This window comes from Microbacterium sp. PI-SA-G (assembly GCF_057215335.1).
In genome coordinates this window covers 3,288,645-3,307,857 of sequence record NZ_CM170103.1, presented here as the reverse complement: position 1 = coordinate 3,307,857, position 19,213 = coordinate 3,288,645, and the positions used below count along the sequence as shown (strand labels likewise).

The window sequence follows — 19,213 nt, the reverse complement described above, 5'->3', positions numbered from 1 at the left end:
GTACCCCATGATCGATCCCGCACTCGCCGATGCCGGACTCGGCGACGCCGAAGACGACGACTTCGATGCCATCGAGTCGCCCGACGCCCTGCTTCCCGACCACCGCTACCTCGACCGCGAGCTGAGCTGGCTCGCGTTCAACCAGCGCGTGCTCGAGCTCGCCGAGGACGCCTCGCTGCCCGAGTTGGAGCGCGCGAACTTCCTCGCGATCTTCGCCAGCAACCTCGACGAGTTCTTCATGGTGCGCGTCGCCGGCCTGAAGCGCCGCATCGTGACGGGTCTGGCCGTGCCCACCAACATCGGCCGCTCCCCCGTCGACGCGCTCACCGACATATCGCGCGAGGCGCATGCGCTGCAGGTGCGGCATGCCGACGCCTGGACCTCCCTCGTGCGTCCGGCGCTGGCCGACGCCGGTGTCGAGATCACCCAGTGGTCGGCACTGACCGACTCCGAGCGCTCCGCCCTGTCGGAGTACTTCCAGCTGCAGGTCTTCCCGGTGCTCATGCCGCTGGCTGTCGACCCCGCGCACCCCTTCCCTTACATCTCCGGGCTCTCACTGAACCTCGCGATCCGCATCCGCAACGCCCGCACCGGACGGCAGGAGTTCGCGCGCCTCAAGGTGCCGCCCATGCTGCCGCGCTTCGTGCAGGTGCCCGGTGCCAGCGAGATCGTGCGCCTGCTGAGCCTCGAGGAGCTGATCGCCAATCACCTCGGCGACCTGTTCCCCGGCATGGAGGTGCTCGACCACCACGCCTTCCGGCTCACGCGCAACGAGGACGTCGAGATCGAGGAGGACGAGAGCGAGAACCTCATCCAGGCCCTCGAAGCGGAGCTGCTGCGCCGCCGGTTCGGCCCGCCGATCCGCCTCGAGATCACCGACGACATGGATGACGTGACGCTCGAGCTGCTGGTGAAGGAGCTCGACATCACCGACCAGGAGGTCTACCGCCTCCCCGGCCCGCTCGACCTGCGCGGACTCTTCTCGCTGTCACGCATCGACCGCCCCGATCTGCGCTATCCGCCGCACCTGCCGACGACGGCGGTGTCGTTCCAACCGGGTGACAGCAACACCCGCGCCGACATGTTCAAAGCGATCCGCAAGTCCGACGTGCTGGTGCACCACCCGTACGAGTCGTTCACGACCAGCGTGCAGGCATTCCTCGAGCAGGCGGCGCGGGATCCGCACGTGCTCGCGATCAAGCAGACCCTGTACCGCACGTCCGGCGACAGCCCCGTCGTGCAGGCGCTGATCGACGCGGCCGAGTCGGGCAAGCAGGTGCTGGCGCTCGTCGAGGTCAAGGCGCGCTTCGACGAGGCGAACAACATCGTATGGGCGCGCAAGCTCGAGAAGGCCGGCGTGCACGTGGTGTACGGCCTGGTCGGACTCAAGACGCACTGCAAGCTCGCCCTCGTGATCCGCGAGGAAGACGGGAAGCTCCAGCACTACTCGCACGTGGGCACCGGTAACTACAACCCCAAGACCAGCCGCATCTACGAGGACTTCGGGCTGTTCACCGCCGACGCGCAGGTCGGCAAGGATCTGACGCGTCTGTTCAACGAGCTCAGCGGGTACGCGATCGAGAAGAAGTTCAAGCGCCTGCTCGTCGCCCCGCTGCACCTGCGCAAGGGGCTCGTCCGCCAGATCGACGCGGAGCGCAAGAACGCCGAGGCGGGCAAGCACGCGCACATCCGCATCAAGGTGAACTCGATGGTCGACGAGGAGATCATCGACGCCCTCTACCGTGCGAGCGTGGCGGGCGTAAAGGTCGACGTGTGGGTGCGCGGCATCTGCAGCCTGCGCACGGACCTCGAGGGCATCAGCGACAACATCACCGTGCGCAGCATCCTCGGGCGCTACCTGGAGCACTCGCGCATCTTCGCGTTCGAGAACGCCGGCGACCCGCAGGTGTACATCGGCAGCGCCGACATGATGCACCGCAACCTCGACCGTCGCGTCGAGGCACTGGTGCGCGTCACGGACCCCGGCCATCTGAAGGACCTGCTCGCGTTCTTCGAGCTGGCCATGGACCCGGGCACCACCTCGTGGCACCTCGGGGCCGGGGGGATCTGGGAGCGCCACGCCGAGGATGCCGAGGGCAAGCCGCTGATCGACCTGCAGGACAAGACCATGGGGATGATCCAGCGCCGGCGCCGCGCACGAGCGGCGCGATGACGACGCGGGAGTCGAAGCACGCTCCGCGGGCGGGATGGACGGACAAGGCCGTCTACGCCGCCGGTGCGGTCGTCTGGCGCATGGTCGAGGGCAAGCTGAAGATCCTGCTGATCCACCGCACCAAGTACCGCGACATCACGCTGCCCAAGGGCAAGGTCGACCCCGGTGAGATGCTCGCCGAGACCGCCGTGCGCGAGGTGCACGAGGAGACCGGCATCCGCGTCTCGCTCGGGGTTCCGGTCGGCGTGAGCCGCTACGTGATGGCGTCGCGCAAGCAGAAGGTCGTCCACTACTGGGCGGCCGAGGCGACCGACGACGCCATCCGCGCGTCGACCTTCGTGCCCAACCGCGAGATCGCGGCGCTGGAGTGGGTGAGCGTGAAGAAGGCGCGCGCTCGCCTCAGCTACCCGGTCGATCTCGAGATCCTCGACTTCTTCTCGACGCTCGTCGCCGACGGGGTGCTGCGCACCTTCCCGCTCATCGTGCTGCGGCACGGCAAGGCGCTGGCCCGCTCGGAGTGGGACGGTCCGGATGCCGGGCGCCCGCTGGCGGAGCGCGGCCGCATCCAGGCGAAGTCCATCGTGGGACCGCTGAGCGCCTTCGGGATCCGCAAGATCGTCACCAGCGACGCCGAGCGCTGCGTGACCACCGTGGCTCCGTTGGCGAAGACCCTCGGGCGCAAGGTCGTGCAGACCGAGAAGATCAGTCAGGACGCATGGGAGGACGGCACCGACGACCTGCGGTCGGTCATCGGCCACCGCGTGCGGTCGGGGAAGCCGGCCGTGCTGTGCAGCCACGGTCCGGTGCTGCCCGGACTGCTGTCCGAGATCGCACTGGCGACCGGCACCGTCCAGGGGTCGTATCTGAGCAGCGCCGCCGACCTCGAGCCCGCCGCGTTCTCGGTCGTGCATCTGTCGTCGACGAACCCCGGCTCGGGGATCATCGCGATCGAGACGCACATCCCCAAGGTCTGAACGGTCCCCGGTCGCAGAGCCCGCAGCCGGGGCGTGTGGGCCATCGCCGACCCCGCCGATCCCAGTGTTCCCCGGGGACGCCCCCAGAGAGACGTCCGTCGTTCACCTCCCGTTCACCTGTGCGGGAGAGTCTCGTTAACCGCCGCGCTTAGCGTCACTGTGTGCCCTGCACCGGGCCTCTACCCATCCACGATCGAACGGATCCACAGTGAAGATCTCCCGAATCGCTCGCATCGGCGCCATCGGCGCCGTCGCTGCTCTCGCACTCGCCGGCTGCGCCGCGAACGAAGGCGGCACCGGCGGCTCGTCCGACGCCCCGGCCGACTCCACCCTGTCCGGCACCATCGACGCCACCGGCGCGTCCTCGCAGACCGCCGCCCAGGAAGCCTGGGTCGCCGCGTTCCAGACCGCGAACCCCGACGTCACCGTCAACTACGAGCCCACCGGCTCCGGCACCGGCCGCGAGAACTTCCTCGAGGGCGGCAGCAACTTCATCGGCTCCGACCGTGCTTTCAACGACGAGGAGATCGCCGCCGGCGGCTTCGGCGCCTGCGCATCGGACGCCATCGTCGAGGTCCCCCTGTACATCTCGCCCGTCGCCGTCGCGTTCAACCTCGAGGGCGTCGACACGCTCAACCTCGACGCCGCCACGATCGCGGGCATCTTCGCCGGCACGATCAGCAACTGGAACGACCCGGCCATCGCCGCGCTGAACGACGGCGTCGAGCTCCCCGACCTGGCGATCTCGCCGGTCCACCGCTCCGACCCCTCGGGCACGCAGGAGACCTTCACCAAGTACCTCAGCGCGACCGCGCCTGATGTCTGGACCTACGAGCCCGCCGATGTGTGGCCGATCGAGGGTGGCGAGGCAGCCCAGGGCACCTCGAACGTCGTGCAGGCCATCGGCGCGGGCAACGGCGCGATCGGCTTCGCCGACGCGTCGCAGGTCGGCGACCTCGGTCAGGTTCACGTCGGCGTCGGCGAGGACTTCGTCGCATACTCCGCCGAGGCAGCCTCGCAGCTCGTCGAGGGTTCGCCGCTGGTCGAGGGTCGCGGCGACGGTGACCTCGTCTTCGACGTCGACCCGGCCGCTGCTGCGGACGGCGCCTACCCGATCGCCCTGGTGAGCTACCTCATCGGCTGCGAAGAGTACGAGGACGCCGCTGTCGGAGAGCTGGTGAAGGAGTACTTCTCCTACGTCGCCAGCGCCGAGGGCCAGGAAGCCGCGGCGGACAACGCCGGCAGCGCCCCCATCTCAGACGGCCTGCGCGAGCAGGTCGAGGCAGCCATCGACATGATCAAGGTCGGCTGACCCGTCCGATCCGCTGATGGCGGCGCCCCCGTGTCCTGATCGGACGCGGGGGCTCCGCCGGGTCAGCACCCGCTTCATCTCGACCCGGCCCGAAACAGGGAGATCATGAGCACGACATCGCAGGCGCCGGCACCGTCACAGGCGCCGCCCCCACCGATAAAGGCCAAGCAGCGACTCGGCGACCGGGTCTTCTCCGGTACCGCGCTCGGAGCGGGGATCGTGATCCTCGTCGTCCTCGTGCTCGTGGCCGCCTTCCTCATCATCCAGAGCATCCCGGCGTTCGAGCCGGACACGAGCGGCAACCACATCCTCAAGGGACGGTCGTTCTGGGAGTACGTCGGACCGCTCGTCTTCGGCACGCTGTGGGCCTCTTTCATCGCCCTGCTGATCGCGTCTCCGATCGCGATCGGCATCGCGCTCTTCATCTCGCACTACGCGCACCGCCGTCTGGCCGCGTTGCTCGGGTACGTCATCGACCTGCTGGCCGCCGTGCCCTCGGTCGTCTTCGGACTCTGGGGTGGCCTGGTGCTCGCCCCGCTGCTCCAGCCGATCTACGCCTGGTTGAACACGAACGCCTCCTGGGTGCCGTTCTTCGGCGGCCAGGTCTCGTCGACCGGCCGGACGATCCTCACCGCTGCCCTCGTGCTGTCGGTGATGTGCATCCCGATCATGACGGCCATCTGCCGCGAGGTCTTCCTGCAGACGCCGAAGCTGCACGAGGAGGCGGCGCTCGCTCTCGGCTCGACTCGCTGGGAGATGGTGCGCATGGCCGTGCTGCCGTTCGCCCGCGGCGGCATGGTGTCGGCCGCGATGCTCGCACTCGGTCGGGCACTGGGTGAAACCATGGCCGTGACCATGGTGCTCTCTCCCTCAGCGGTCGTGAGCTTCCTGGTGCTCACGTCGACGAACCCCACGCCGATCCCCGCGAACATCGCGCTGGCCTTCCCCGAGGCGCACGACACCGGAGTGAACACGCTCATCGCGACCGGCCTCATCCTCTTCGTCGTGACCTTCGCGGTCAATGCGCTGGCGCGATGGATCGTCGCCCGCCGCGCCGAGTTCTCGGGAGCGAACTGACATGACCGCCACTCTCACCCCCACCGCCGCCACGCCGCCGGTCGCCACACCCAGCGTGCCCCTCACCTCGGGCAAGCTCTCGAAGTGGGCGCCCTGGGCGATCCTCGGTGGATCCTTCGTCATCTCCGCGGCGATCTTCGCCGCCGCGAACGTCGGCAAGGACCTCGCCGACTTCAACATCGCCGGAGCCGCCATCGTCGGCATCGTGTTCTACATGGTCATCATCACGGTGATCTCCTCGATCGCCGAGAGCCGCCGCAAGGCGGTGGATCGCCTGATGACCGCTCTGGTCGCCACGGCCTTCCTGATCGCCCTGCTGCCGCTGGTCTCGCTGCTGTGGACCGTCGTCTCGAACGGCGTCGAGCGCTTCGACGCGGAGTTCTTCAGTTCGTCGATGCGCAACGTCGTCGGTGACGGCGGCGGAATCGTGCACGCGATCTGGGGCACGGTGCTCATCACGCTCACCGCGACGGTGATCTCGGTCCCCGTCGGTCTGATGACATCGATCTACCTGGTGGAGTACGGCCGCGGCCGTCTGGCGAAGGGCATCACGTTCTTCGTCGACGTGATGACGGGCATCCCCTCGATCGTCGCGGGTCTGTTCATCTACGCCGTCTTCTCGCTGATCTTCAAGCCGGGCATCTCGATGGGCATCATGGGTGCCCTCGCTCTGGCGGTGCTGATGACCCCGGTCGTCGTGCGCGGCAGCGAGGAGCTGCTCAAGATCGTTCCGAACGAGCTGCGCGAGGCGTCGTACGCACTGGGCGTGCCGAAGTGGCTGACCATCCTCAAGGTGGTGCTGCCGACCTCGATCGCCGGTATCACGACCTCGATCATGCTCGCCATCTCGCGCGTGATCGGTGAGACGGCGCCGCTGCTGCTGACCGCCGGCTTCACGCAGAGCATGAACACGAACATCCTCGACGGTCAGATGATGACCCTGCCGGTGTTCGCCTACAACCAGTACATGAACCAGGGCACCAGTCCCGACGCCGCGGTCGCGCGCGCCTGGGCCGCCGCCCTCACCCTCATCCTCATCGTCATGGTGCTGAACCTGCTCGCGCGCCTCATCGCGAAGCTGTTCGCCCCCAAGATCTCCGGCCGCTGAGCGCCCGACAAGAACAGGAACCCGCATGTCCAAGAGCATCGAAGTCAATGACCTCAACGTCTACTACAGCAGCTTCCTCGCGGTCGAAGGGGTCTCGCTCGAGATCCAGCCCCGCAGCGTGACGGCCTTCATCGGTCCGTCGGGCTGCGGCAAGTCCACCTTCCTGCGCACTCTCAACCGCATGCACGAAGTCATCCCCGGCGCCCGCGTCGAGGGCGAGGTGCTGCTCGACGGCAACGACCTCTACGGCCCCGGTGTCGACCCCGTGCTGGTGCGTCGCCAGGTCGGCATGGTGTTCCAGCGCCCGAACCCGTTCCCCACGATGTCGATCAAGGAGAACGTGCTCGCCGGCGTGAAGCTCAACAACAGCCGCATGTCGAAGAGCGACCAGGACGCCCTCGTCGAGAAGTCGCTGACGGGTGCGAACCTGTGGAACGAGGTCAAGGACCGCCTCGACCGCCCGGGTTCGGGCCTCTCGGGCGGACAGCAGCAGCGACTGTGCATCGCGCGTGCGATCGCCGTCTCTCCCGAGGTGCTGCTGATGGACGAGCCGTGCTCGGCCCTCGACCCGATCTCGACCTACGCGATCGAGGAGCTGATCGGCGAACTGAAGAACGAGTACACGATCGTGATCGTCACGCACAACATGCAGCAGGCGAGCCGCGTCTCCGACAAGACCGCGTTCTTCAACATCGCCGGCACCGGCAAGCCGGGCAAGCTCATCGAGTACGACGACACCACGTCGATCTTCACCACCCCGACCGTGCAGGCGACCGAGGACTACGTCTCGGGCCGCTTCGGGTGATCCCGAGCTGACAGACGACGAAGGGGACGATCTCGCGAGATCGTCCCCTTCGTCGTGTGCGGGCCGCGTCTAGTCAGCCAGCATGCGCTCGCGGACCTCACGGCGCAGCACCTTGCCGATCAGCGACCGCGGCAGGTCCTCGACCTCGATGACCTGACGCGGGACCTTGTACGGCGTCAACCGCGTGCGGCAGAAGTCGCGCAACGCCCCGGAGTCGAAGACCGCGCCCTCGCGCAGCACGACGGCGGCAGCGACGTCCTCCCCTCCCCCGGAGCGCGGCAGACCCACGACTGCGGCCGCAGCCACGTCCGGGTGCGCCTGCAGGGCGTCCTCGACCTCGCTGGGCGACACGTTGAAGCCGCCGGTGATGATCAGCTCCTTGAGCCGGTCGACGATGGTCACGAAGCCGTCCTGCGAGACCTCGGCGATGTCGCCGGTGCGCAGCCAGCCGTCCGGCAGGAGCGCGGCGGCGGTGTCACCGGGCCGGCCCCAGTAGCCCTGGAACACCTGGGGTCCGCGAATGAGGAGCTCGCCCCGTTCCCCCTCAGCCCGGTCGACGGAGGGATCCGCGGGATCCACCACCCGGATCTCGGTGCTGGGGAACGGCACGCCGACGGTGCCAGGGCGCCGGGTCCTGCCCATGGGGTTCCCGAGCGCCACCGGAGAGCTTTCGGTCATGCCGTAGCCCTCGACCAGCAGACCGCCGGTGGTGTCCTCCCAGCGCTGCACGGTCGCCACCGGGAGGCTCATCGCACCGGAGATGGCGAAGCGCACCGTCGAGAGGTCGATCGTCCCGCGCGACGCGGCGCGGGCGAGCTGGTCGTAGATCGGCGGCACCGCCGGGAGGAAGGTCGGCGGGCTCGTCCGCGCCGCGCTCGTGACCAGACCGAGGTCGAACGCGGGGAACAGCACCAGCTTCGCGCCGATGCTCATCGCGAAGGTGAGGCAGAGCGTCATGCCGTAGGCGTGGAAGAGCGGCAGCACCCCGTAGAAGGTCTCCGCACCGTCGATGAGCCCCGGCACCCAGGCGCGGCCCTGCATCGCGTTCGCGCGCAGATTGGCATGCGTGAGGATGGCGCCCTTCGGCGCCCCGGTCGTGCCACTGGTGTACTGCAGCAGTGCGATGTCGTCGAGCTGCGGTCCGGGCACGCGGCGCGAGATCCGGCGATGATCGAGCAGCTTCTTCCAGGTCAGCGGGTCGCGCGCCTGCGGAGTGCCGGTGAGCTTCGCCCTCGACTCCCGTGCCTTCTTCAGCGGCAGCCGCAGCGCCAGACGCTTGCCGAGGGGCAGCGCCTCGGTCATGTCGACGCTCACGACGTGGTCGAGCCGCAGATCTGCCGGGAAGCCCGCGACGGTGTCGTGAATCTTGTCCCAGACGATGGCGACGCGCGCGTTGTGGTCCTCGAACTGATGGCGCAGTTCCCGCGCGGTGTAGAGCGGATTGTGCTCGACCACGATCGCGCCCAGCCGCAGCGTCGCGTAGAAGGCCACGACGTGCTGCGGACAGTTCGGCAGCACGAGAGCCACCCGGTCGCCTTTGCCGACGCCGAGACGACGCAGCCCCTCGGCCGCGCGTTCGATCTGGTCTCCCAGCTCCCGGTAGGTGGTGACCGCGCCGAAGAACTCCAGGGCAGGCCTGGCGCCGTAGGTCCGGATGCTCGCTGACATCATCTGCGGCAGCGTCTCGGTCGGCGCGTCGATCTCAGCCGGCACGTTCTCCGGATAGGAGCCGAGCCACGGACGGGATTCATACGGATTGACGGACATGCTTCAATCCTGCCCCGAACGAGGCCGTCTGTCAGTCCCGAGGCGACAGGAGATACGCGTTGAGTTCGTCGGTCAGCGCCTGGTCCACCGGAAGAGGCGCGTCATCGATCGCGGTGATCGCCGCTGCCAGACGCACGCTCGACACGAGCCATGCGGCGTCGGCACGGGGCAGGTCCGATGCCGGGACCCGGTCATACCCGACCTCGAGGCCGCGCGACTCCAGGTGCTCGTACACGCTGAGCTGCGTCGTCCCGTGCAGGATCCCGCCGGTGGGGGCCGGTGTCACGAATCGATCGCCGAAGCGGAGGATGAGCGACGCGGTCGGCGCCTCGAGCACGTAGCCGTCGGTGGAGAGGAAGATCGCATCGTCGGCATTGCGACGACGCGCCTCGCGCAGCGCCGCCATGTTGACCGCGTACGACAGCGTCTTCGCGCCCAGCAGCAGCCACGGCGCCCGCTCAGCCGCGCCGAGGTCGTAGCCGCGGTCCAGCGTCACCACCCGGACGCCGTTCGCCCGCACGGCGGTGAAATCCGCAGCCGGCGACGCGGTGACCCAGGCGGTCGGCGTCGGCCCGTGCTCGACGCCGCGGCTCAGGATGAGCTTGATCACGGACTCGCCGTCACCGCACTCCGCAGCGGCACGCTCGATCGCCTGATGCCACTGCGGCGCGTTGGGCACCGGAAGGTCGCAGAGACGGGCGGAATGCGCGAGACGGTCGAGGTGCGGCACGACCTCCTGCGCATGCCCGTCGATCACGCCGATCGACTCGAACACGCCGTCACCGCGCTGCGTGCTCAGTTCCCCGACGCTCAGGGCCGGAGCCGCGGCATCCACCCTCGTGAAGGTGTCTGCGTAGTCGTCACGGATCTCATCCGCGCCGACCGGGTCGATCATGAGTGCGAAGCGCCGGGTCATGACCCGAGCCTAGACGCCGGGAATACCTCACGCGCCATCGCGTTACACTGGAGTGGCCGGGCCGCATAACCCCGGGCTCCATATTTCGCCGCTGCGAGCGGCCTTCCGCCGAGAGGCGTTTTTGCGGCCCGGTCTTTTCATGCCCGGATGCGGGGACGGACGCTCAGGTGAGGGTGCCCGCGCGCCAGAGGGCGGATGCCGCCGACAGGTCCTGTCCGTAGCTGCTCAGCCGCAGTGCCCGAGTGGTGAGTTCGCTGGCGCGTGCGGGTTCGGTGGGCTCGTAGTCGTCGGCCGTGTGCGTCGCGCCCGAGGCCTGAATGCGGCAGAACGCGGCCGCGCGTTCAAGCGCCACCGCGAAGTCGCCGCGGAACGCACCGCGCAGGATCGTGTCGATCAGAACCACCAACTCGTCCGGGTTCGCCGGCACCGGCGCGCCCGCGATCACGGCATCCGCCGACGACAGCTCGACCCGTCCGCGCTCGTACAGCAGCGCTGCCGTCTGCGCGTCGGCGTGGATCGCCAGCTGCAGCAGATACAGCCGCCACAGCGCGCCCGGGAGTGTGCGGGGCGGCGCCTTCGACCAGAGCTCGGCGATCTCATCGATCCCGTGCTCTGCCGCGAAGGCCACGAGACGTTCGGCGCTCACGCCGCTCTCGTCCGCACGGACGCGGGCGAGCAGGGCGGATGCCGTCGCGTGCGCGACCCGCGTCTCCTCGGCAGGGTCGTGTGAGCCGACGAGTTTGTCGAACGCGTTCATGGGCATGCGGACGGGGCGGTGATGCTGCTCGGGCATCGAACCAGGCTACCCGCGATCGCGAGGGCCGTCTCCGGGAATGCTCAGGCGGTGGGGATGACGATGAACGGATCGGTGGTGGGCAGGCCTGACGGCGAGCCGCCCTCCTGCTCGACCGTGACCGCGATCACATCGCCCTCGTGCATGTCACCGGCGAGCACGGCGGTGGCGTCTCCGTCATCGGTCTCGATCACACCGGCGGATATCGGCGTCTCGCCGCGCACGAACCAGAGCTCGTAACTCTCGCCGTCGGCGGGTGCCGGGATGCCGTCGGTGACGAGCACCGCGGTTCCGACCGACGCCGACCAGTGCGCGGTGGCTTCGCCGCCGTCGGCGAGCGTGACGGATGCCTGCTGCGCGTCGTCGGCCGACTGGATCTGCTCCAGGGCCACGACCGCGCCGGGCCGGTCCATGTAGTTGTTGAGCGTCGCGGCACCGATGCCGACGCCGACCACCAGCGCGAGGCAGGCGGCGAGAGCGAGCAGCGAGCGGGACCAGCGGCGGGGAGCGTTCGGGCGCGTCGGCGTGGCATCCGTCGTCGGTGCGCTCGGAGCGACGACCGCCCCGGAGTCCGCGGACGACGCGCTGTCGAACGAGTCACGTGACGAGTCGTGCTGAGGGGTGACCGCGATCTGCGCCAGCAGAGCCGACCGGATGTAGGCGGGCGGAGATACTGTCCCTGCGGTCATGGCCACTGCTCCTGCCGTCTCCTCGTCGTCGTCGACGAGGTATGCCCACTCGGGGTGGGCGGCGAGTGCGGCGCGGAAACGCTGCCGATCGGCGGGCGACAGCGCATGCAGGGCAGCGCCTGCCGCGAGTTCCGCGAATTCTGTCTCGTTCATGCTGTCACCCCCATGGCTGTGCGAAGACGGGTCAGCCCGTCACGCATCCGTGTCTTGATCGTTCCCAGCGGTGCTCCGACGAGCACCGATATTTCGTTTTGACTGTAACCGCCGTAGTACGCGAGGACGAGCGCTTCGCGCTGTACCTCAGGGAGACCTGACAGAGCATCGACGACCTTCTCGCCCTCGATACCCAGTTCCACCTGCTCGGCCACACTGTCGTGCGCCACGCCGATGTCCTTCAGACCTGCTCGTACATCACGGTCTGCGCTCGACTGCGATGCTCGCACCCGATCCACGGCCCGACGATGTGCGATGGTCATCACCCATGTCCGTCCTTGACCCTTGTTCGGAGCGAAGCGGGAAGCGGATTGCCAGATCTCGAGAAATACCTCCTGCAGCACCTCCTCGCTCTGCGAGCGGTTCACGAGCACGCGCAGGATGAGCCCGAACGCGCGCGCGGAGAGAGTGTCGTAGAGCTCCGCGAAGGCGGCCTGATCCCCGGCGGCGACGCGCACGAGCAGGTCGGCGACCGCGTCGCGTGCCGTCCCGTCTTCGGGTACGTCCATTCCGTCGATGACCATCCTTATAAGCATGCCGTATTCCGGTGCCTTTCCCGCGCAAGCGCGAGCATCGAATCCGAACCGAGCCCGACCGGTGCCGATGCCCTCCTGCCACCAGGCGGATCCGCGTCATTCCGCGGATCTCAAAAAAGTTTCAGATTTCTCCCATCCGATGGCGGCGGGGTTCCGAATACCTTTCAACGCCACGGAAATGCCGGGGCACAATATCCGGAGGTTCGAGATGTTCAGCACCAAGAAGAAGGTCACCGCAGCCCTCACCCTCACGCTGGCCGGAGCATTCCTGCTCTCCGCGTGTTCAGGTGGATCCACCTCGTCTGACGAGAGCACGGAGCCGTCGATGGCTCCCGAGACGTCCGAGTCGACCGAGGCCACGCCCGAGACGATGGACCCGGCCGCCAACCTCGTCGGCCCCGGCTGCGCCGCATACGCAGAAGCAGTGCCGGACGGAGCAGGTTCGGTCGCCGGCATGGCCGCTGACCCGGTCGCCGTCGCCGCGTCCAACAACCCGATCCTCACCACGCTGACCGCAGCCGTGAGCGGACAGCTCAACCCCGACGTCGACCTCGTCGACACGCTGAACGGCAGCGAGTTCACCGTCTTCGCACCGGTTGACGACGCTTTCGCGAAGATCGACCCGGCCACCATCGAGGCACTCAAGACCGACAGCGCAACGCTGAGCTCGATCCTGACGTACCACGTGATCCCCGGCCAGATCACTCCGGACGACATCGTGGGCATGCAGACCACCGTTCAGGGTGCTGACCTCGAGGTCACCGGCAGCGGCGACAGCCTGATGGTCAACGACGCCAACGTCATCTGTGGTGGCGTTCAGACCGCCAACGCGACCGTGTACCTCATCGACTCGGTGCTGATGCCCCCGGCTGCGTAAGCAGTTCGGGACAGCCGGAATGGGACACCCGGCTACCTGCCGAGAAGGAACCTCGGCTCCCACAGTCTTCCCGTAGGCGGGGAGGCCATCGGGAAGACATGAAGGGGCGTCGGTGACACTGTCACCGACGCCCCTTCTCTGCGCCCTAGACTGGTCGAGCGGGCCTCTAGCTCAGTTGGCAGAGCATCGGACTTTTAATCCGCGGGTCGTGGGTTCGAGCCCCACGGGGCCCACCGCAACCGTGATCATCCGTAGCATCCGCACGGGGGATCCGGCCACCCCCTTCACTCCTCCGCGTTCCTGAGCGAGGGTCGAGACATCCCGAAAACGGGCGACTCCCCACGGAAGGAACGCATGATGACGAACCTCAACAGCCGAGTGGCATTCCTGGCGACGGACGGATTCGAGGACAGCGAGCTGACCAGCCCCTGGGAAGCCGTGACCTCAGCCGGTGCGAGCGCCACCATGGTGGCTCCGGACGGCTCCTCGATCACCGGGAAGAACGGCCACACGCAGTCGGTCGACCTCACCGCGGCGAAGGCCAAGGCGGACGACTTCGAGGCACTCGTGCTGCCCGGCGGCGTCGTGAACGCCGACCACCTGCGGCTCGATCAGGACTCGATCGCCTTCGCCCGCGCCTTCTTCGAGCAGCACAAGCCTGTCGGCGTGATCTGCCACGGCGCATGGATCCTCATCGAGGCCGGCGTCGTCGACGACCGCACGCTCACGAGCTACCCCAGCCTGGCGACCGATCTGCGCAACGCCGGCGCGACCTGGGTCGATGAAGAGGTCGTGGTCGACCAGGGCCTCGTCTCCAGCCGCACACCCGACGACTTGCCCGCGTTCAACGCGAAGCTGATCGAGGAGATCGGCGAGGGCCAGCACTCGGGCCAGACCGCCTGACGCTCCTTCATCGCACGGCGGTCGGTTCCGGTCGCAGAAGAGGTCGCCTCGCACCCGCGAAGGCGGCCTCTTCTGCGACCGGAACGGCGATGCTCGCCGTTCAGTCGGCGCGGGCCCGATGCCGTCGGACCGCGGCGCGGTTCGCGCAGCGCACCGAGCAGAAGCGCTGGCGGCCGTTGCGCGTCACGTCGGCCACGACGTTGGTGCACGGCGCGGCCTCGCAACGTCCGAGCCTGCTCATGCCGCGGGTGACGAGGTGCAGCGACGTGCCCAGGTTGATGATCGCCCGCAGCACGAACGGCAGCGACTGCACGTCGTCGCGGTAGTGCAGGTGCCAGCCCTCGCCGTCGTGGTTCGTGAGCCGCGGGTAGGCGGCGGCTTCGGCGAGCTGTGCGTTCAGGAGCGTGGCCCGTCGGTCGTGGTCTGGTTCGTCGACGATCTGCAGCCAGTCGTCGATCACGCAGCGAATGCGCAGATGGTCGTCGGGCGCCGGGGGGAACGTCATGGTCATGCCCATGTCGAGCGTGCGGGTCTCGATGCCGGCGCGATCAGCGGGCCACTCATTGGCGAGGGATGCCGCGAGCAGCACCGCATATTCACCGTAAGGGTTGAGGTGCATAAGGCCATTACATCACGCTGGTCATATGACCCCGTTGCACACCCTCCCGATCCCCCGCATCCCCACCGCGCCGGCGGCGGCTCACGAGCACGCCTGGCTGATCGAGTCCCGGCATCGAACGAGTGCAGGGACGCTGCTGTATGTGCGCTGCGGCGGGTGCGACACCCGGCGCGTGGACGCGCAGTCGCACCCGGACCGCCCGCCGACGGCACTGAGTCGCGAGCTGGGCGCGCCGCGCGCGGACTCCTAGGCCGTCAGCTCGATCAGCGTGCGGACCGTCCGCAGATTGCGTGCCGTGCCCGCGACTCCCAGCGCCCGGTCGAGGACGCCCTTGGTGAGCTTGGTCGACGCGACCCCGCCCGAGCCGTAGTCGATCCAGAGGTCGTCACCCTGCAGCGCCAGGCGCTCATCGGGTTGCAGCCTGACCTCGAGTTGCTCGACCGCCCCGGCCGCGGGCGTGCCCTCGAGGAACATGGCATGCACGAACTTCGCCTCCCCCTCGGGAAAGGGCTGCGCCGCCTCGGACGCGACCAGCTGCGCATGGGTGCGGTGGATGACGGGGGTGTCGACCGAGAACGCCGCAGAGATGACGCGGCGCACCCGCGAGCACGCCTCGACGGGGTCAGCCAACTCGTCGCAGATGATGTTGCCGCTGGCGATGTAGGTCGAGACTCCGGTCAGCTCGGTCTCGGACGCAAGCACCTCGCGCAATTGCGCCATCGGCACGCTGTTGCGTCCGCTGACGTTGACCGCCCGCAGCAGCAGGACGCTGCGGGTCATGCGCGCGAGCTGTCCGCGAGCTCGGCGCCCGCGTGCGCCAGCGCCGCCTCACTCGGCTCGGGAGCGACGCCCGCGATCAGATCCGTGAGGATGCGCACGCGCACGCCGTGCGCCACGGCATCGAGCGCCGTCGCCCGCACGCAGTGATCCGTCGCGATGCCTACGACGTCGGCGTCGATCACACCGGACGCCGTCAACACCGCCCCGACGGTCTCGCCGGCCTCCGTGGTGCCCTCGAACATCGAATACGCGGGGAGGCCCTGCCCTTTGCGGACATGATGGGTGACGGCATCCGTCACCAGCAGCGGGTCGTACTCGGCCCCCGGCGTGCCCTCGACGCAGTGCACCGGCCAGCTGTCGACGAAGTCGGGGGCGTCGGCGAAGTGTCCGCCGTTGTCGCCCTCGGCCGAGTGCCAGTCGCGTGAGGCGATGATCACGTGATAGTCCGAGGCGTGCGCCTGCAGGTAAGCAGTGACGGCGGATGCCACGGCATCACCACCCGACACGGCGAGAGCCCCACCCTCGGTGAAGTCGTTCTGCACGTCGACGATCAGAAGCGCTCTGCTCATGCTTCGAGGGTAGCGCCGGAGAGAGCGCCGGGCATGAAGAAGGCCCCGGAATGTTCACGCATTCCGGGGCCTTCTTCATCAGGGAGCCGCTTGTCAGAATCGAACTGACGACCTTCTCATTACGAGTGAGATGCTCTGCCGACTGAGCTAAAGCGGCGTGCGACGGACGAACCGGCGCGATCACCGATATTACCCTGTCTCGCGCCCGGTCGCGAATCGACGCCGCGACCACCCGCTCTCACTCGCAGCGGAGACCGTCCTCCGGCACGACGTCGTCGAGCAGGAACGCTTCGACCGCGCCATCCACGCAGGCGTTCCCCTTGTTGTAGCCGGTGTGGCCTTCGCCGACGCGGGTGATCAGCACGCCCTCCTCCAGCTGGTCGGCCAGCGACTCCGACCACTCGTACGGAGTGGCCGGGTCGTTCGTCGTGCCGACCACGAGGATCGGGCCCGCGCCCTCGGCTGCGATCTCGTCGCGCGTGCCCGTGGGCGGATACGGCCACACCGCGCAGGAGTCGGGTCCGTTCCAGTACGGGGCGATGGTCGGCGCGCCCGCGGCGATCTTCGCCTCGATCGCGGCCTCAGCCGCCGGGTCGTCTTCCACCGGGTAGTCCATGCAGTTGTATGCGCGGAACGCCTCCGAGGAGTTGTCGGCGTAGGAGTCGCCCTCACGGCCGTTGTAGAAGTCCGCGAGCTCGAACATCACGGACGGATCGCCCTGCAGCGCGGCATCCAGCCCCTGCGTGAGGTAGCTCCAGCTGTCTTCGGAATACAGCGCGGCGATGATCCCGGTCATCATCGAGTCGGCACCGAGCATGCGGCCGTCGCCGTTCTCGAGCGGCGTCCGATCCGCGCTCGCGAGGAGTGCCCCGAGATCGGTCATCGCCTGATCGACCGTGCCGGTGAACGGGCATCCCTCGGTGGCGAGGCAGTCCGCCATGTAGGCCCGCAGCGCAGACTCGAATCCGAGGGCCTGCGTGGCTCCGACCTCGAGGCCGGGCACGGCCGGGTCGATGGCGCCGTCGAGCACAAGGCGTCCGGCCTTCTCCGGGTAGAGCTTGGCGTAGGTGGCGCCCAGGAAGGTGCCGTACGAGTAGCCGAGATAGTTCAGCTGCGTGTCGCCGAGCACCGCACGGATGAGGTCCATGTCACGAGCCGAGTTGATGGTCGTGATGTGCGGCAGGATGCCGCCGCTGTTCGCATCGCACGCCTCGGCGAAGGACGTGTGCGCCGCGAGCAGCTCGGCCTCCCACTCGGGGGTGCCCCGCGGGGCGGCCGGGATGCCGTAGAGGTAGTCATCCATCTGGGCGGCGTCGTAGCAGGTGACCGCTGTCGATGCCCCGACTCCGCGCGGGTCGAATCCGATCACGTCGTAGTTCTCGATGACGTCGGCCCCGACCGCGTAGTCGAGACTGGTCAGGATGAAGTCGACACCACTGGCGCCCGGCCCGCCCGGGTTCGTGAGAAGCGAGCCCAGGGCCTCACCCTCGGACTGATGACGCACCACCGAGAGCGTGATCTCGCCGGCGCCCGGGTTCTCCCAGTCGAGCGGTGCGGTCACATCGGTGCAGTCGAAGCCCGTGCCGCACGTCGTCCACACCAGCTCCTGCGAGTAGAACGGCAGGAGTTCGGCGGCGACTCCCTCGGTGTCGGGGGCCTTCGTCACGGAGGGTCGCGGTTCGGCCTGCTCGGGGATCATCGCGTAGAGACACCCGGAAAGGGCGACGGATGCCGCGGCGAGACCCGCGATCACCATGACGGCTCGGCGGAAGCGAGATGTGGATCGAGTGTTCACGGTGTCCTCCCGCTCGTGATGGTCACGAGCAAGCTCTCCAGGGCGAGCAGCGGTGCGACGTTGCGCTCCAGCGACTGCCGGGTGTCGGCAAGGTGGTCGAGTACGACCAGAGTACGGGTCTCCGGCCACGCGGACGCGAGCGCGCTCAGTTCGCTGCGCAGTTCGCGGTTGATCAGCTCGTCGTCTTGCCCGAACTGCAGCATCACGACGTCGCGGAACATCGACTGCAGGTCGGTGAGGACACGGTCGATGCCGTCGCGCAGGCTGCGTGTCGCCCGCTTCTTCTGGTCGTCTTCGAGAGCCGACAGCTGCGACCGCAGTGCCGGCGGGACGGCCTGCCCCTCGCCGATCCCGACCATGCGCAGCAGCGAGGCGCGTTCCTGCGCATCGCGCTCGGCGGTCAGCGCCTTCGCGTCTTCCGTCGCCGCCTGGATGATCCGCCCGGCGACCTCGACCGCGTCGCCTACTCCGCGCACACCGATCACCGACCGCAGCGTCTCATCGCGACGTCGGCGGGCGGCTTCGTCGGTGGCGAGACGCTGCGCCATGCCGATGTGCCGCTGCGCGTGCCGTGCCGCTTGCTCGGCGACCTCGTCATCGACGCCGGTGCGCAGGCTGATCAGTCTCGCAACATCGGCGACGTCGGGTTCGCGGAGCCGCAGCGACCGTACGCGCGAGCGGATCGTGGGCAGCAGATCAGCCTCGCTCGGGGCGCAGAGGATCCAGACCGTCAGCTCAGGGGGCTCTTCGAGCGCTTTGAGGAGCACGTTCGAGGTGCGCTCCACCATGCGGTCTGCATCCTCGACGACGATCACGCGATAGCGCCCGGCCGAGGGGGCGAAGTACGAGCGCTCGACCAGGGCACGCGCTTCGGCGATGGTGATGATCACCTTGTCGGTGCGCAGAGCCGTCACATCGGGATGCGTTCCCGCGAGCACCTGACGCATCGCGGCCTCGTCGTCCGGACGGTCGGCGACCAGGGCCGCCGCGAACGCGTAGGCGAGGGTCGAACGGCCGGAACCGGGCGGACCCGTGATCAACCACGCGTGCGAGAGCGCCGAAGGATCGCGCGCGGCATCGCGCAGCGTCTCGACCGCGGCATCCTGCCCCCAGACATCGCCCCACGGGAACGGAGCGGCGACAGTCTGAGGCATTCCCTCAGCCTAATCGGGAGCACCGACGCCCGGGTGCGGGCGCTGCCGCGCTTGGGGTGGGCGTGGTGCGGGCGTGGCGGGGCGCCCCGCCCGGGGGACGCGAATGGCCGCATTGGCTACGTCGAAGCGGCCCCTCGTGACACCTGCCGCCCG

19 protein-coding genes and 2 tRNA genes are annotated in these 19,213 nt (G+C 68.5%); 10 read left to right on the top strand and 11 right to left on the bottom strand.

The window, feature by feature from the left end; all coding sequences use genetic code 11:
• Positions 1 to 7 precede the first annotated feature (7 nt).
• The 6 genes from AC2D10_RS16315 (at position 8) to pstB (ending at position 7,449) form a co-directional block, all read left to right on the top strand.
• Positions 8 to 2,173 carry an RNA degradosome polyphosphate kinase gene (locus AC2D10_RS16315; RefSeq protein WP_484709154.1) on the top strand — a complete coding sequence of 722 codons (2,166 nt, stop codon included), beginning with the start codon at positions 8 to 10 and terminating at the stop codon, positions 2,171 to 2,173.
• Positions 2,170 to 3,147, top strand: a complete 978-nt coding sequence (locus tag AC2D10_RS16310; RefSeq protein ID WP_484709153.1) for an NUDIX hydrolase — start codon at positions 2,170 to 2,172, stop codon at positions 3,145 to 3,147. Before AC2D10_RS16315 ends, AC2D10_RS16310 begins: the two co-directional genes overlap by 4 nt.
• A 208-nt stretch (positions 3,148 to 3,355) precedes the next feature.
• Positions 3,356 to 4,459: a phosphate ABC transporter substrate-binding protein PstS gene (locus tag AC2D10_RS16305; protein ID WP_484709151.1), complete on the top strand. Its 1,104-nt coding sequence runs from the start codon at positions 3,356 to 3,358 to the stop codon at positions 4,457 to 4,459.
• Positions 4,460 to 4,564: 105 nt separating this feature from the next.
• Positions 4,565 to 5,536, top strand: a complete 972-nt coding sequence (pstC, locus tag AC2D10_RS16300; protein WP_484709150.1) for a phosphate ABC transporter permease subunit PstC — start codon at positions 4,565 to 4,567, stop codon at positions 5,534 to 5,536.
• 1 nt (position 5,537) lies between these two features.
• Positions 5,538 to 6,644 (top strand): phosphate ABC transporter permease PstA, encoded by a 1,107-nt coding sequence (gene pstA, locus AC2D10_RS16295; RefSeq protein ID WP_484709149.1) that lies wholly within the window; start codon positions 5,538 to 5,540, stop codon positions 6,642 to 6,644.
• 25 nt (positions 6,645 to 6,669) lie between these two features.
• Positions 6,670 to 7,449 (top strand): phosphate ABC transporter ATP-binding protein PstB, encoded by a 780-nt coding sequence (gene pstB / locus AC2D10_RS16290; RefSeq protein ID WP_484709147.1) that lies wholly within the window; start codon positions 6,670 to 6,672, stop codon positions 7,447 to 7,449.
• Positions 7,450 to 7,518: 69 nt separating this feature from the next.
• On the opposite strand, the gene AC2D10_RS16285 is transcribed toward pstB, so the two are convergent.
• From AC2D10_RS16285 to sigK, 5 genes are all read right to left on the bottom strand, one after another.
• Positions 7,519 to 9,216, bottom strand: a complete 1,698-nt coding sequence (locus AC2D10_RS16285; RefSeq protein ID WP_484709145.1) for a long-chain-fatty-acid--CoA ligase — start codon at positions 9,214 to 9,216, stop codon at positions 7,519 to 7,521.
• Positions 9,217 to 9,247: 31 nt separating this feature from the next.
• Positions 9,248 to 10,132: an aminotransferase class IV gene (locus AC2D10_RS16280; RefSeq protein ID WP_484709144.1), complete on the bottom strand. Its 885-nt coding sequence runs from the start codon at positions 10,130 to 10,132 to the stop codon at positions 9,248 to 9,250.
• A gap of 163 nt (positions 10,133 to 10,295) precedes the next feature.
• Positions 10,296 to 10,925 carry a DNA-directed RNA polymerase subunit beta gene (locus tag AC2D10_RS16275; protein ID WP_484709143.1) on the bottom strand — a complete coding sequence of 210 codons (630 nt, stop codon included), beginning with the start codon at positions 10,923 to 10,925 and terminating at the stop codon, positions 10,296 to 10,298.
• Between the two features lie 44 nt (positions 10,926 to 10,969).
• Positions 10,970 to 11,767: an anti-sigma factor gene (locus AC2D10_RS16270; protein ID WP_484709141.1), complete on the bottom strand. Its 798-nt coding sequence runs from the start codon at positions 11,765 to 11,767 to the stop codon at positions 10,970 to 10,972.
• On the bottom strand, positions 11,764 to 12,363 hold the full coding sequence (gene sigK / locus AC2D10_RS16265; RefSeq protein WP_484709140.1) for an ECF RNA polymerase sigma factor SigK: 600 nt from the start codon (positions 12,361 to 12,363) through the stop codon (positions 11,764 to 11,766). The genes AC2D10_RS16270 and sigK overlap by 4 nt, the downstream gene beginning before the upstream one ends.
• 208 nt (positions 12,364 to 12,571) lie before the next feature.
• Between sigK and AC2D10_RS16260 the strand changes: the two genes are divergently transcribed.
• The 3 genes from AC2D10_RS16260 (at position 12,572) to AC2D10_RS16250 (ending at position 14,143) form a co-directional block, all read left to right on the top strand.
• On the top strand, positions 12,572 to 13,240 hold the full coding sequence (locus AC2D10_RS16260) for a fasciclin domain-containing protein (protein WP_484709138.1): 669 nt from the start codon (positions 12,572 to 12,574) through the stop codon (positions 13,238 to 13,240).
• A 160-nt stretch (positions 13,241 to 13,400) separates the two neighbouring features.
• A tRNA-Lys gene (locus tag AC2D10_RS16255) sits at positions 13,401 to 13,473 on the top strand.
• Between the two features lie 124 nt (positions 13,474 to 13,597).
• A complete protein-coding gene (locus AC2D10_RS16250; RefSeq protein ID WP_484709137.1) occupies positions 13,598 to 14,143 on the top strand; it encodes a type 1 glutamine amidotransferase domain-containing protein in 546 nt (181 codons plus the stop codon).
• 100 nt (positions 14,144 to 14,243) lie between these two features.
• Here AC2D10_RS16250 and AC2D10_RS16245 read toward each other — a convergent pair whose 3' ends face one another.
• The gene (locus AC2D10_RS16245) at positions 14,244 to 14,762 is read right to left on the bottom strand and encodes a CGNR zinc finger domain-containing protein (protein WP_484709136.1); all 519 of its coding nucleotides are present in this window, start codon (positions 14,760 to 14,762) and stop codon (positions 14,244 to 14,246) included.
• 25 nt (positions 14,763 to 14,787) lie between these two features.
• Between AC2D10_RS16245 and AC2D10_RS16240 the strand changes: the two genes are divergently transcribed.
• Positions 14,788 to 15,012 carry a hypothetical protein gene (locus tag AC2D10_RS16240; protein WP_484709134.1) on the top strand — a complete coding sequence of 75 codons (225 nt, stop codon included), beginning with the start codon at positions 14,788 to 14,790 and terminating at the stop codon, positions 15,010 to 15,012.
• Here AC2D10_RS16240 and AC2D10_RS16235 read toward each other — a convergent pair.
• The 5 genes from AC2D10_RS16235 to AC2D10_RS16215 all read right to left on the bottom strand — a co-directional run bounded on the left by AC2D10_RS16235 (position 15,009) and on the right by AC2D10_RS16215 (position 19,060).
• Complete coding sequence (locus AC2D10_RS16235; protein WP_484709133.1) at positions 15,009 to 15,542, bottom strand: DUF1697 domain-containing protein; 534 nt, start codon at positions 15,540 to 15,542, stop codon at positions 15,009 to 15,011. The genes AC2D10_RS16240 and AC2D10_RS16235 overlap by 4 nt on opposite strands.
• The gene (locus tag AC2D10_RS16230) at positions 15,539 to 16,111 is read right to left on the bottom strand and encodes an isochorismatase family protein (protein WP_484709132.1); all 573 of its coding nucleotides are present in this window, start codon (positions 16,109 to 16,111) and stop codon (positions 15,539 to 15,541) included. The genes AC2D10_RS16235 and AC2D10_RS16230 overlap by 4 nt, the downstream gene beginning before the upstream one ends.
• Before the next feature lie 84 nt (positions 16,112 to 16,195).
• Positions 16,196 to 16,268 (bottom strand) — tRNA-Thr (locus AC2D10_RS16225).
• Positions 16,269 to 16,349: 81 nt separating this feature from the next.
• Positions 16,350 to 17,867, bottom strand: a complete 1,518-nt coding sequence (locus AC2D10_RS16220) for an alpha/beta hydrolase (RefSeq protein WP_484711858.1) — start codon at positions 17,865 to 17,867, stop codon at positions 16,350 to 16,352.
• 35 nt (positions 17,868 to 17,902) lie between these two features.
• Positions 17,903 to 19,060 (bottom strand): DNA polymerase III subunit delta', encoded by a 1,158-nt coding sequence (locus AC2D10_RS16215; protein WP_484709130.1) that lies wholly within the window; start codon positions 19,058 to 19,060, stop codon positions 17,903 to 17,905.
• Between the last annotated feature and the right edge of the window lie 153 nt (positions 19,061 to 19,213).